At 33.9% G+C, this 15018-nt stretch carries 8 protein-coding genes and 2 pseudogenes; 4 read left to right on the forward strand and 6 right to left on the reverse strand.

Annotation, left to right across the window (positions count from 1 at the left end; translation table 11 throughout):
* Positions 1-211 precede the first annotated feature (211 nt).
* Positions 212-2164: pseudogene (locus BWZ22_RS05755) on the forward strand (phosphoenolpyruvate carboxylase); the annotation flags it as partial.
* A gap of 107 nt (positions 2165-2271) precedes the next feature.
* On the opposite strand, the gene BWZ22_RS05760 reads toward BWZ22_RS05755, so the two are convergent.
* Positions 2272-3120 (reverse strand): IS3 family transposase, encoded by an 849-nt coding sequence (locus tag BWZ22_RS05760; RefSeq protein ID WP_232225262.1) that lies wholly within the window; start codon positions 3118-3120, stop codon positions 2272-2274.
* Entirely contained in the window at positions 3066-3524 is a 459-nt protein-coding gene (locus BWZ22_RS05765) for a helix-turn-helix domain-containing protein (protein WP_076697894.1), read from the reverse strand. The genes BWZ22_RS05760 and BWZ22_RS05765 overlap by 55 nt, the downstream gene beginning before the upstream one ends.
* Positions 3525-3581: 57 nt before the next feature.
* Between BWZ22_RS05765 and BWZ22_RS05770 the strand changes: the two are divergent.
* Positions 3582-4217 (forward strand): annotated as a pseudogene (locus tag BWZ22_RS05770) (phosphoenolpyruvate carboxylase); the annotation flags it as partial.
* A gap of 159 nt (positions 4218-4376) precedes the next feature.
* On the opposite strand, the gene BWZ22_RS05775 reads toward BWZ22_RS05770, so the two are convergent.
* The 4 genes from BWZ22_RS05775 to BWZ22_RS05790 form a co-directional block, all read right to left on the reverse strand.
* Positions 4377-5606 (reverse strand): ammonium transporter, encoded by a 1230-nt coding sequence (locus BWZ22_RS05775; RefSeq protein ID WP_076698598.1) that lies wholly within the window; start codon positions 5604-5606, stop codon positions 4377-4379.
* Positions 5607-5632: 26 nt separating this feature from the next.
* Complete coding sequence (locus BWZ22_RS05780; protein ID WP_076698600.1) at positions 5633-5971, reverse strand: P-II family nitrogen regulator; 339 nt, start codon at positions 5969-5971, stop codon at positions 5633-5635.
* Between the two features lie 180 nt (positions 5972-6151).
* Positions 6152-7432 (reverse strand): ammonium transporter, encoded by a 1281-nt coding sequence (locus tag BWZ22_RS05785; RefSeq protein ID WP_076698601.1) that lies wholly within the window; start codon positions 7430-7432, stop codon positions 6152-6154.
* Between the two features lie 79 nt (positions 7433-7511).
* Positions 7512-8522 (reverse strand): outer membrane beta-barrel protein, encoded by a 1011-nt coding sequence (locus tag BWZ22_RS05790; protein ID WP_076698603.1) that lies wholly within the window; start codon positions 8520-8522, stop codon positions 7512-7514.
* Positions 8523-8978: 456 nt separating this feature from the next.
* On the opposite strand from BWZ22_RS05790, the gene gltB reads away from it, so the two are divergent.
* Together gltB and BWZ22_RS05800 are read left to right on the forward strand one after the other, a co-directional pair.
* Positions 8979-13493, forward strand: coding sequence for a glutamate synthase large subunit (gltB, locus tag BWZ22_RS05795; protein WP_232225236.1), 4515 nt, complete (start codon positions 8979-8981; stop codon positions 13491-13493).
* 4 nt (positions 13494-13497) lie between these two features.
* Positions 13498-14964: a glutamate synthase subunit beta gene (locus tag BWZ22_RS05800; RefSeq protein WP_076698604.1), complete on the forward strand. Its 1467-nt coding sequence runs from the start codon at positions 13498-13500 to the stop codon at positions 14962-14964.
* Positions 14965-15018 lie beyond the last annotated feature (54 nt).

Genomic DNA, 15018 nt, shown 5'->3' on the forward strand with positions numbered 1-15018 from the left:
ATAGAATATGATATTTATCATACTTATTTAGTCTACCTATTAATGTAGGGCTAATAAAAACAACCAATAAAAATGGAATGATATTTAAAAAATGTTTAATTTTTCATAATTACAGCCTTACAAACTCTATAAATCAATAAAACTTCAATGCGTTTAGGGTCTTTGTCTTTCCTTTATTATTTTTACGGTTCAATTTATATATGAGCAAAGGATGTCAATAGAACCAAAATTAACTAGATTTAATCAAAACGTAATGTCTAAATATCAAATATACAACAGTATATTTATGACATTACCATTTGATTCTGTTACAAAAACCGGTGTGTTATTGCCGTTATTTCATGAAACTTGTGAAAAAGGATTTGCACAAGGAGATGACCCAACAACTATTGTTGACACATTTTTTAATAAATATCAGGCTAGACGTAATAAACAAAGCCAGATAAATTTATTATTTCGCTTCATTCAGTATATTGAAAGACAAGTAGTATTATTTGATGCCATTGAAGATGCGGCATTTTCTACTGTAAACAATATGGAAGGCGTAGGTACTTTAAGATATTTAAAAGGTTTTGCCAGATCTAACAATAAGCTAGAAGAGCTAAAACAATATCTTGAAGAATTTAAAGTACGTATTGTGTTAACAGCCCACCCAACTCAGTTTTACCCTGGTCCGGTTTTAGGCATTATTACAGACCTAACCAAGGCTATTGAAGAAAACAACCTGTCTGAAATTAACAATCTTTTTGGGCAGTTAGGTAAAACCCCTTTCTTTAAGCGCAAAAAACCAACCCCTTACTTTGAAGCCAAAAGCTTAATTTGGTATTTAGAAAATGTTTTCTATGATTCGTTTAGCGAAATATACAACTACATTCAACAAAATATTTTTGATGATGGCAAGAAACATAACGATATTATAAATGTTGGTTTCTGGCCTGGTGGAGACCGTGATGGAAACCCTTTTGTAAAACCAAGCACCACCCTAAAAGTTGCTAGAAAACTAAAACAATCTATATTAAAAAAGTATTATGCCGACTTAAAAAAATTAAGACGCAAACTTACTTTTAGAGGGGTTGAAGACAGAATCATTAAACTAGAATCTATCATATACAAATACAGTATAGATTTAAATTATAAAAAAGCCATTACCGCCAAAGAGCTTTTAGTTGAACTTTTAAGTATTAGAAAGGTAATTGTTGAAGAACACCAAAGTTTGTACGAGCATGAAATTAACGATTTAATAAACCGAGTACACTTGTTTGGATATTACTTTGCTACTTTAGATATAAGACAAGACAGTAGAATTCATCATTCTGTATTCACTACCGTAGTAGATTATTTAATTAGTAAGGGTAGCAAAACGTTTCCAAAAAATTATCATGAATTAACTGAAGAAGAGCAAATAGAAATTCTTTCTAAAGTTACTAATGAAGATATAGATTATGATGCTTTTGATGACGAAATGGTATCAAACACATTAAAAACCATTGAAGTTATAAAAGAAATTCAAGGTTTTAATGGTGAAAAAGGCGCTAACCGATACATTATTAGCAACAACCAAACAGCACTAAACGTTATGCAACTATTTGCCATGTTGAAAATGGTTGCTTTTAATGACGATTTAACCGTTGATATTGTGCCACTTTTTGAAACCATAACAGACCTTGAAAATGCGCCTGCTGTAATGGAGCAATTGTACACAAACCCCGTTTACAGAGCGCACCTAGAAAAACGCGGAAACAAACAAACCATAATGCTTGGTTTTTCAGATGGAACCAAAGATGGTGGTTACTTAATGGCAAACTGGGGTATTTACAAAGCCAAAGAGCAATTAACCGCAATATCTAGAAAATATGATGTAACAGCTATTTTCTTTGATGGTAGAGGTGGACCACCAGCACGTGGAGGTGGAAAAACACATAACTTCTACGCTTCTTTAGGTCCAACCATAGAAGACAAAGAAGTTCAATTAACCATACAAGGACAAACCATAAGTTCTAACTTCGGAACCAAAAACTCATCACAATTCAACCTAGAACAATTAATAAGTTCTGGTATTTTTAACAGAATAGGCGAGAGTAACAACGCTTTATCTGATGAAGATAGAGAAGTTATGAATGATTTGGCCGAAACAAGCTATCAGGCATATAAAGATTTTAAAAGCTGTATTATACTGAAATAGGTTGACTTTTTTTGGTTCATATTTAGCTGTTCAAAAGATTTTTTTTAGCCGTTTAGAAGGCAAAAAAATAGTTTGAACTAGGTTTGTTCTTAAATTGTAAGTTCAGGTAAATTTACATTATTTTTTCTATAGGATTTGTATTTGATGTTTGGATTTAAATGTACTTCAGCAGGTTTTCTTAGGTCCAGACTAAAATGGGTTCTCAAATTGTTATAAATATATACAGCTTGCTCCGTCATTTTTTGAGCTAAATCGGTGTTTTTAATAGTTTGTTTTAAGCCGTATTCGTATTTAAGTGTTCTATTAATACGTTCAGCAACAGCGTTTTCATAAGGGTCGTATTGTTCAGCCATACTCATTGTTATTCCGTTGCTTTCGGCAAACTCGGTATATTTAGGATTGCAGTATTGAAACCCTCTATCTGAGTGATGAATAAGCTTTTGTTTAGGATATTTTCTATTTTTAATAGCCATAGCAAGCGCCTCTGTACAAAGCGATGTTCTCATATGATTATCGAGTTTATAGCCCATAATTTGCTTAGAATAGGCGTCTGTGACTAAAGCTAGATAGTTGTGCCCATTTTCTGTTTTAATGTATGTTATATCGCTAACCCAAAGTTGTTCTGGTCGAGTAGGAACGTGGTCTTTTACCAGGTTCTTATATTTTTTGTACATATGGTTTGAGTTTGTAGTTGTGATGTAATTTTTAGTTTTAGGAATCAAAAGATTATTTAGCCTAAGGAAGCGATAGAACTTGTCTCTACCAATTTTAATATCAGCGTTTATAAAGTCCTGTTTTAGTTCTTTATGTAGCTTAATTCCACCAGTTTTAGAGCCTACTTTTTTACGGTAGTCCTTGACCATTTTCATTAGCTTCTGATGGTCTACTTCTTGTTTTTGTTGGGTTTTGAGTCTTTTGTAAAAGGCTTGTTTAGATATCCCAAAACATCCATAGAGCCATTTTCTTTTATACGCTGTTTTTTCTTTAGCTCTATCTCTTTTGCTAATGTTTTGGGCAATGACTTTTTTGACATATCAACGCCTGTAATAAGTTCCATATCCGCGATAATGTCTTGTTGGAAGTCTTTTTGAAACTCAAGTTCTTCAATCTTTTCCTTTAACTTTTTAATTTCATCGTTTTTACTCATACCTGTATTTTGTTGTACTAAGGTACTGTATTTTCTTAACCAATAGGAAATGGTTGTTCTGGGGACGTCGTATTTTTTAGAAGCTTGGTTGTTGGATAGTTGACCGTTTAGGATTTGGTCAACGACTAAAAGTTTGGTTTCTAAAGTGGCTTTTTGGTAACTTTTTTTTCGCCAGTGCTCATTTTGTGTTTTCATAAGTGACTATAATTAATGGTTTAATTTTTAGTCAACCTATTTCAGGAAAGTTCAAGCCACGAAAAGTTTATTCCGTACTTAGAGCATATGAGTACTTTAAAGTATTATGCAAAAACTAATATAGGTAGTAGGCCTTCAAAAAGAGGCAAATCTGATAAATTAATATTCTCAGATTTAAGAGCTATTCCTTTTGTAGGGTCATGGAGTCAATTAAAACAAAATGTACCCGGATTCTTTGGCGTAGGAACAGCATTAAAAAAATACGAAGATAGAGGCGAATTTCATAAAGTAGAACAACTTTACAATAACTCTAAATTCTTTAAAACCTTACTAGAAAATAGTATGATGTCTTTAACTAAATCATTCTTTGATTTAACTAAGTACATGGCTAAAGACAAAGAATTTGGTGAATTCTGGACTATTATTTACAATGAATACCTAGAAACCAAACGTTTGTTACTAAAAGTAACTGGATATAAAGAGTTAATGGAACATGAACCTGCAAGTAAAGCATCTATTCAAGTTAGAGAATCTATTGTATTACCACTATTAACTATTCAGCAATATGCGCTTAAAAAAATACAAGAATTAAAGAAAGCTGAAGTTAAAGACGAAGAAGAAATTAAAATCTTTGAGAAGATTGTAACTCGATCTTTATTTGGTAATATTAATGCTAGTAGAAATTCGGCATAAAAATATGCCTCTATAATATTAAAAACCCCTAAGTTAAGTTTATACTTAGGGGTTTTTTAATACCTAGATTTTATTGATATAATACACACACAAAATAGAGGCATCTATAATTATAGACACCTCTATTTTAGTTGTTAAATTAATAGTACTTATTATAAACTAGTGTTCATTCATTCGGAAATCTGAATAAGCATCCATACCATGTTCATAACCATCAAGTCCTTCTAACTCTTCTTTTTCAGATACTCTAATACCAACTGTTTTCTTCATTATAAAGAATATGATAAATGCAGATGGAATACAAATAGCAGCATACGATAACACACCTACTAATTGGCTAATAAACTGATCTACACCAGCTAAAGCTCCAAAAACCCCAACAGCTAAAGTACCCCAAATACCACATACTAAATGTACAGCAATAGCACCAACTGGGTCATCTAATCTTAATCTATCTATAAAACTAACAGCAAATACAATTAATACGCCAGCAATGGCACCAATTAATATGGCGTCTGTAGGCCCCATTTGGTCTGCTCCTGCGGTTATACCGACAAGTCCTCCTAAAATTCCGTTTAAAAACATAGTTAAATCTAAGTTTTTAAATTTTAAGAATGAAACTAAAGCAGCAACAACACCACCTGCCGCAGCAGCTAAACAAGTAGTAACTAAAGTTAAAGAAGTTAAAGCAGGGTCTGCAGAAAGTACAGAACCTCCATTAAAACCAAACCAACCTAACCAAAGAATTAAAACTCCAGCAGTTGCCATTGGAATATTATGACCTGGAATTGCTTGTGGTTTACCATTCTTAAATTTACCAATTCTAGCACCTAATAACCAAACAGCCACTAAAGCTGCCCAACCACCAACAGAATGCACTAATGTAGAACCTGCAAAATCATAAAAAGGGGTTTCTCTCATATCTAAGAAACCTCCACCCCATTTCCATGAACCCGCAAGTGGGTATATAATACCAACGTATATTATGGTAAACATCATAAAAGGCCCTATTTTAATACGTTCAGCAACAGCTCCAGAAACAATAGTGGCAGCGGTAGCAGCAAACATACCTTGAAATAAGAAATCTGTCCAGTAAGTATACCCTTCGTTATATGTTAAATCTGCAGCAGCTGTAGCATCTAACCCCCATCCAGCAAAACCGAAGATTCCTAAAGAGCCTTCTTCAAAACCTGGATACATTAAATTAAAGCCTACTAAACAGTATAGCAAAAGCCCTATAGTAATGATAAAAATATTTTTAAATAATATGTTAATGGTGTTTTTTTGTCTAGTTAGTCCTATTTCTAAAAATGCAAAACCTGTATGCATAAAGAAAACTAGAGCCGTACAGATCATCATCCATACGTTATTTGTGGTGAGTAATTCCATAATGTTTTTAAGTAATTTTTAATGATTTATTTTAAAGTGTCTCCACCCTTTTCTCCTGTTCTTATTCTGTAACATTCTGTAACATCTGATACAAATATTTTTCCATCTCCTACTTCGCCAGTAGCGGCAGAATCGAGAATTGCTTTTATTGTTGCTTCTTCAAAATCATCATTAACAACAATTGATAAATACCTACGTTGAATGTCACTTGTACTATAAGACACTCCTCTATAAACATGTCCTTCCTTTTCATTTCCCAAACCAGTTACATCCCAGTAAGAGAAAAAGTTTACTCCAACTTCGTGTAAAGCTTCTTTTACTACTCTGTATTTGGATTTCCTAATAATAGCTTCAATTTTCTTCATAATATTTTAATTTTAATAATTAGTTCCCTAAAAATAATGAGTTTAGGATTGGTCTTTTTTAATATAATTTAGTGTGATATCATAAAATAGATGCCAAAAGAAAATTTCTTAAGGCATCTGTTTTTAATCAGCTAGTTAGCTTAAATTTTATTCTAAATATTTATAAGATTTAAAATTATATTATTCAATTTCTCTTTGTCTTTTACCAGGATATGCTAATGCACCATGCTCTGATAAATCAAGACCTTCAATTTCTACTTTTTCAGAAACTCTAAGTCCTATAGTTTTCTTAAGTATAGTCAAGAAGATTAAAGAGGTAACAACCGCCCAAATAGCATAAGCTAAAGTACCAATTAATTGAGCTAAAAATTGATTAGCACCACCGCCATTGAATAAACCAATACCAGTATCGCCATCAATTCCCCAAAGACCAATTACTAGAGTACCCCATGCACCAACAACACCATGTACTGAAAACGCACCTACAGCATCATCAATTTTAAGTTTTTGTTCTACAAACTCCATAGAGAATACTACAATAATACCACCAACAAAACCAGCAGCAATTGCGCCAAATTCACCCATATTACCACAACCAGCAGTAATACTTACTAAACCAGCTAAGGCACCATTAAGAGTCATATCAATATTTGGTTTTTTGTATTTAACCCATGATAAGAACAACGCACCTAAAGCACCCGCAGAAGCAGCAAGGTTTGTAACCAATACTACCATAGAAGCACCTGTTGCATCATCACCACCCCAAGCTAGTTGAGAACCTCCGTTAAAACCAAACCATCCGAACCAAAGGATAAATACACCTAAAGCGGCTAACAATTTGTTATGACCTGGAATACTAACAGCTTTTCCATCTATGTACTTACCAATTCTTGGTCCTACTAAGGCAGCAGCTATTAAAGCAGCCCAACCTCCTACAGCATGTACAACAGATGATCCTGCAAAATCTATAAATTCAGCTGGCATAATACCATCGGTATCATTTAACCATCCGCCGTTCCATTCCCATCCACCTGCTATAGGGTATATAAAGGCAGTCATTATTATTGAGAAAATGATATAAGTTGTATATTTTGTTCTACCAGCAATAGCACCTGATACAATTGTTGCTGCGGTAGCACAAAATACTGTTTGGAAAAATAAATCTGCTGGACCTTGATTAAAAGCGAAACCACCCCATCCTATCCATCCACTAGGAGAATCTCCATACATTAAAGAATAACCAATGAACCAATATACTAAAGACCCAACGGCAATATCTAGTACATTTTTCATAGCTATGTTAACCACGTTCTTAGAACGTGTCATTCCAGACTCAACTAATGTGAATCCTGCTTGCATTAGGAAAACTAAAATACCTGAAATAAGCATCCAAAGCATTCCCATATCGCCTTCTATTGCGGCGGTATCTTGAATAAAAAGTGGTATATTATACAAAGACATAATAAATTGTTTTTAATGGTTAGTGAATTATTTAAACATTTACGCATCCATTAAGGATGCGTAAATAAATTTTTATATACTAGAATGAGTAGATTGCGGCCAAAGTAAATGCTGCTAAGTTATCTGCAGCTGCACCATCACTATCAAAGTAAGGAGTATCATTACTCCAAGAATCTAATCTAATTTCTGGCTTAATGATTAAGTTATCTACAGTATAGCTACCTGTTAAAGTTGTTGCAAAAACACTTGGGTAATCATCACCATCTCCATGTAAACCATAATATTCACCTCTTAAACCAATTGAGAAACTATCAGAAGTTGCTACTTGTGGGTACAATGCAGCTCCGTAGAATCCTTCACCATCATTATCATTGTATGCAGCGTTAATTCCTAAGAAGAAAGTATCAGATAAATCAAATCCACCTGTATAGTCTACTTCAAATCCTAAACCATCATTATTTCCACTATCATAGTATAAGTTTAAGTATTGACCAAAGAAACCTAATTGAGCTCCTAAAGCATACTCACCTGAAAGAGAAGTATCATTAGTATCCCAAGGATTAGTTACAGCTAACATTAAACTCCAATCATCAGATAAAGTAAAATCTGCTTTTAAACCCATGTGAGAAAATGGGCCACTTGAAAATAAATAAGACGTACTATAGTTAAAGTTTGCTGCTGGCGCAATAACTTCATAACCTAAAAAAGTATTCCATCTACCAAATGTTAATGTAGTACCTTCAGATACATTCCAGTAAACATAAGCTTGATTTACAATACCGTCAACAATATCAAAATTAAAAGTTGCTCCTGCACCTCTTGGTCCAGTTCCTAAATCTAAAACCGCACCGGCTTTTTCACCTTCGTAGCTTACAACTAGGTTTGCCATACCTAAAGCAAAACCAGATTTATCTGCAAAAGCAGTTCCAAAACTTGGCGCATCATTATCTGAAGCTGTTAAATAAGTTTGGTAATAAGCATCTACACTACCACTAATACTTAGTTTGCTTGTTTCTTCGTCTTGAGCAAATACAACAGATGCTACAAAAAGGAATGTTAGAGTAAATAGTTTTCTCATAATTGTTTTCATTTTTTAGTTATTAATTATGTTTAATTTTCTTTAAGAATGTGATAAAACTATGTTAAAAAGTTTTAACCCCCATAAAAAAAGGGGGTGTTTAATTAATTTTTATAGATATTTTAATTTTTACCCTATTTTTTTAGGGGTATTCTGTTTATTTTTTTGATTTTTTGGTTTTTCAATAACAGCAATATTTGAATTATTATCATTATTTTTTGTTTTTTTATGCTGTTATTTTTAATAATTCCATGTTTTATTAACATAAATTCAGATATCCGCATTTATCGTTAAATTTTAGCAATTGAATATTTATTAAAAAACTAGAGGAATATTGATATATAATTATTTTTATCTGCTCTTCGCTTCTAAAATCGAAATAATGTTTTGCCTATTATTATTAATTTAAAATGTATAATTATCTTCGCTTACTTAGTCACGTTTTAAACCAATATAATTTAGTTGATTATGCTGCAGAAACAAGGAATGTATTCCCCAGATTATGAACACGCAAATTGTGGTGCTGGTTTTATTTGTAACCTCAAAGGAGAAAAAACAAATCAAATCATACATGATGCGTTAGAAATTTTGGTAAAATTAGAGCACCGCGGAGGGGTTAGTGCCGACGGAAAAACAGGTGATGGTGCTGGTTTATTAATTGATATCCCTCATGATTATTTTAAACGTGTTTGTGAATTTGAAATTCCTGCCCCTAGAGAGTATGCTGTGGGTATGGTTTTTTTACCTAAAGTTGCCAACCAATATCAATACTGTAAAGATGTATTTGAACGCGAAGTAAAAGCTCAAGGACTTACCATTTTAGGATGGAGAAAAGTACCGGTAGATTCTTCGCAATTGGGTGAAATTGCAAAAGCTTCAGAACCTAATATTGAGCAACTTTTTATTAGCAAACCTGAAGGCGCAACAGAAGCCAATTTTAAAGCTAAACTATACGCTGCTAGAAAAATAACCGAACATGATATTAGACTATCAAAAATATCACAATCAGATTATTTTTATGTTCCAAGTTTATCTACAACAACGTTGATTTATAAAGGTATCATTATGCCTGAAGATATAGGGCCTTATTATACCGATTTACAACAAAAAGATTTAGTTACCAGATTAGCTTTAGTACATCAACGTTTTTCTACCAACACCATGCCTACATGGGAGTTAGCACAACCATTCCGTTTTATGTGTCAGAATGGTGAAATAAACACATTGCGCGGTAATGTTAGTAGAATGAGAATTAGAGAGGAAATCATGAAAAGCGATGTATTTGGACCTCAAATAGACAAACTTTTCCCAATTGTACTTCCTGGAAAATCAGATTCTGCTTCTATGGATATGGTAGTAGAATTACTAACTCACACAGACCGTTCTTTACCAGAAATCATGATGATGATGATTCCTGAAGCTTGGGAAAAACACAAAACCATGAGTGAAGACAAAAAGGCTTTCTATGAATACAACTGCTGTATTATGGAACCTTGGGATGGTCCTGCTTCAATTCCGTTTACAGATGGCGATTATATTGGTGCTTTATTAGACAGAAATGGCTTAAGACCATCACGTTACACCCTTACAAAAAGTGGTAAATTAATCATGTCTTCTGAAGTTGGAGTTGTTGATGTAGACCCTGCCGATGTTGAATTACATGGTAGATTAGAACCAGGAAAAATGTTCTTGGTTGATATGAATGAAGGACGTATTATTGATGACGAAGAAATAAAAAACAAAATTGTTTCAGAAAGGCCATACAAAGAATGGTTAGACAAAACAAGACTGCATTTAAGAGATGTACCTTATACTAATGAAACGTGCCCAATAGAAACCATTGATATTAAAACGCGCCAACGTTTATTCAATTATACTATTGAAGATATCCAAGAGGTTATTACACCAATGGCACAAAAAGGTAAAGAGGCTTTAGGCTCTATGGGTACTGATACACCTTTAGCGGTATTATCAGACAGACCTCAACTAATTTCAAACTACTTTAAACAATTATTTGCACAGGTAACAAACCCGCCTTTAGATGGTATTCGTGAAGAAATTGTAACAGATATTAGTTTAAATCTAGGTAAAGACCGCAACATATTTAGCATTACAGAAAGACAGTGCCGAAAATTACGCATTCAAAACCCTGTAATTTCAAATGCTGATTTAGAAAAAATAAGAACCATTAAAATAGAAGGCTTTAAAGCTGAAACCATTCATATGCTATACCCAAAAGCACAAGGAATGAATGGACTTGAAGATGCTTTAGAAGACATCATAAAACAAGTAGAAAAAGCATTAGAAAGAAAAACAAACATCATTATTCTATCAGATAGAGGTGTAAACAAAGACTTTGCTCCTATCCCTGCTCTTTTAGCTTGTTCTTATGTAAACCACCAATTAAACCGCTTACGCAAGCGTTCTTATTTTGATATTATTATAGAATCTGCAGAACCGCGTGAGCCACATCATTTTGCTACCTTATTTGGTTATGGCGCTAGTGCTATTAACCCTTATATGGTAAATGAAATTATTAGAGACCAAGTAAAAGAAGGCTTTATTAAAGGAATAGATGAACAAAAAGCTGTAGATAACTTTAACAAAGCCATAGGAAAAGGTATCTTAAAAATAATGAACAAAATAGGAATCTCTACCTTACATTCTTACAGAGGTTCTCAAATTTTTGAAATTGTTGGTTTTAACTCATCGTTTGTTGAAAAATATTTCCCATACACAACCTCTAGAATTGAAGGTATTGGTCTATACGAAATAGAAAAAGAAATCAATGAGCGCTATAAATACGCCTACCCAGATAAAGAAATTAAAAACCGTTTAGGTTTAAATATTGGTGGAGATTACCGCTGGAGACGTAATGGCGAACGCCATATGTTTAATCCAACAACTGTTGCTAAATTACAACAAGCTGTTAGGTTAAGTGACCAAAAAAGTTACGATATATACGCAAAAGCAATTAACGAACAGTCTGAAAACCTAATGACCATTCGTGGCTTGTTTGAGTTTGATAATTTAGACCCAATTCCTATTGAAGAAGTAGAACCTTGGACCGAAATTGTGAAACGCTTTAAAACAGGAGCTATGTCTTATGGCTCTATTTCGCGTGAAGCGCACGAAAATTTAGCCATTGCCATGAACCGAATTGGAGGAAAATCTAATTCTGGTGAAGGTGGAGAAGATAGACGTCGTTTCCAAAAAGATATAAATGGAGACAGTAGAAACTCTGCTATAAAACAAGTAGCTTCTGGTCGTTTTGGTGTAACATCACACTACTTAACAAACGCCAAAGAAATTCAAATAAAAATGGCTCAAGGAGCTAAACCTGGAGAAGGTGGCCAGCTTCCTGGTGAAAAAGTATTACCATGGATTGCAGATGCAAGAAACTCTACACCTTTTGTTGGTTTAATTTCACCACCACCACATCATGACATATATTCTATTGAAGATTTAGCTCAATTAATATTCGATCTTAAAAATGCTAACCGCGATGCTAGAATTAATGTTAAACTAGTATCAGAAGTTGGTGTTGGTACTATAGCAGCAGGTGTGTCTAAAGCCAAAGCCGATGTTGTTTTAATCTCTGGTTATGATGGAGGTACTGGTGCATCTCCTTTAACATCTCTTAAACACGCTGGTTTACCTTGGGAACTTGGTTTAGCAGAAGCGCAACAAACTTTAGTTCTTAACAATTTAAGAAGTAGAATTGTTGTTGAGTGTGACGGACAGTTAAAAACAGGTCGTGATGTTGCTATAGCAGCCTTACTTGGAGCCGAAGAATTTGGTTTTGCAACAGCGCCTTTAGTAGCCTCTGGTTGTATTATGATGCGTAAATGTCATTTAAATACCTGTCCTGTAGGAATTGCTACTCAAGACAAAGAACTACGTAAAAATTTTAAGGGTACACCAGAACACGTTATCAACTTCTTTTACTATGTAGCAGAAGAATTAAGAGGTATTATGGCACAATTAGGGTTTAGAACCTTAGCAGAAATGGTAGGGCAAACCCACAAGATAAATGCTACCAAAGCTATAAAACATTATAAAGCTAAAGGTTTAGATTTATCAAATATCTTACACAGACCTGCAGAGTATAATAAACTCACCATTAGGAATACTGAAAAACAAGACCATGATTTAGATAACGTACTTGATTTCACTATCCTACAAGACTCTCATAGAGCATTATACAGAAAAGAAAAAACTAATTTAGCTTACCCTATTAAGAACATTAACCGTACGGTTGGTGCTATAGTAAGTAACGAAATTTCTAAAATTTATGGCCACTTAGGCTTACCAGAAGACACCCTAAACATTAAATTTACAGGTTCTGCAGGACAAAGTTTTGGAGCCTTTGGAGCACATGGTTTAACCTTTACTTTAGAAGGTAACGCTAATGATTACCTAGGTAAAGGATTATCAGGCGCCAAATTAATTGTAAAAAAACCAGCCGAAGCTGATTTTGTTGCAGAAGAAAATATTATTGTTGGTAATGTTTGTTTATTTGGAGCCGTTCAAGGTGAAGCTTATATTAACGGAATTGCAGGAGAACGTTTCGCAGTTCGTAACTCTGGGGCTACCGCTGTAGTTGAAGGTGTAGGTGATCACTGTTGTGAGTATATGACTGGTGGAAAAATAGTTGTACTTGGTAAAACAGGTAGAAATTTTGCCGCAGGAATGAGTGGAGGTTACGCCTTTGTTTTAAATGAATCTGGCCAATTTACAAATGGCTTATGTAATGAAGAAACTATAGATTTTGATCCTATTACCGAAGCCGATGAAGCCGAATTAAAACAACTAATAACCAATCATGTAGCATACACAAACAGTGATAAGGGTAAAGAAATTTTAGCCCATTGGAATAATTACTTACCTAAGTTTGTAAAAGTTATGCCAAAAGAATACAAAGTAGCTTTAGAAAGAATAGCTAATGAAGAACCAATGGTTGAAGAATTAACAATTGCATAGTGTTATGGGAAAAGTAACAGGATTTAAAGAATTTGATAGACAAGACGAAGCTTACAAACCGGTTGAAGACCGTGTAAAGCACTATAAAGAATTTACTATTCCTTTATCTGAGGAAGAAATAACAAAACAAGGGTCTCGCTGTATGGATTGCGGTATTCCGTTTTGTCATAGTGGTTGCCCTCTTGGGAATTTAATCCCAGATTTTAACCACATGGTTCACCAAGGTGAATGGCGAAAGGCATCATGGATATTACACTCTACAAATAATTTCCCAGAATTCACAGGTAGATTATGTCCTGCCCCTTGTGAAAAATCATGTGTACTGGGTATCATTGAAGATCCTATTTCAATAGAAAATATAGAAAAACAAATTGTAGAACGTGCTTTTAAAGAAGGTTGGATAAAACCATGTCCTCCTAAAACACGTACAGACAAAACTATTGCCATTGTAGGTTCTGGACCAGCAGGTTTAGCCGCTGCGCAACAATTAAATAGAGCTGGACACACCGTTACCGTTTTTGAAAGAGATGATGAAATAGGTGGTTTATTACGCTATGGTATTCCTAACTTTAAAATGGAAAAAGAAATCATAGACAGACGTTTAGCTATTTTGAAAGCAGAAGGCATCACATTTAAAACCAATGTAAATGTTGGCGTTAATTATGATGTAGAAGAACTAAAAGCCTTTGACGCTGTAGTACTTTGTGGTGGTGCAACTCAAAGACGTAGTTTACCAACACCTGGTATTGATGCCGATGGCGTTGTACAAGCTATGGATTTCTTAACCCAACAAACTAAAGTATTATTTGGTAAAGAGGTAAAAAACCAAGTTTTAGCAACTGGTAAAGATGTTATTGTTATTGGTGGTGGAGATACTGGTTCAGACTGTATTGGAACTTCAAACAGACAAGGTGCAAAATCGGTTACCAATTTTGAGATTATGCCTAAACCTCCAGGACATCGTTCACCTACAACTCCTTGGCCTTATTGGCCTTTACAATTAAAAACATCTTCTTCGCATCAAGAAGGGTGTAATCGTAATTGGCTAATTAATACTAAAGAATTTATAACAGATGAAAACGGAAAATTAACTGCTTTAAAAACCGTTAATGTAGAATGGGAAATGATTCCTGGTGAAAGACCAAAACTAATTGAAATTGAAGGTACAGAAAAAATATGGCCTTGTGATTTAGCTTTATTAGCACTTGGTTTTACAGGACCAGAAAGTACTTTAGCCGATAAATTAGGTATTGAAACAGATGCACGCTCTAACTATAAGGCTGAGTACGGAAAGTACCAAACTAATATTCCAAACATTTTTACTGCTGGTGATATGCGCCGCGGACAATCATTAATTGTTTGGGCTATTTCTGAAGGTAGAGAAGCTGCAAGACAAGTTGATATTTTCTTAATGGGTAAATCTGATTTACCAACTAAAAATGAAGCTGGTGATTTAGTGAGTTTACACTAAAACAACACCTTAAAATAAATACTCAATAAAAAAGCACACTATATAGTGTGCTTT

It is taken from the genome of Seonamhaeicola sp. S2-3 (genome assembly GCF_001971785.1).
GTDB lineage: Bacteria > Bacteroidota > Bacteroidia > Flavobacteriales > Flavobacteriaceae > Seonamhaeicola.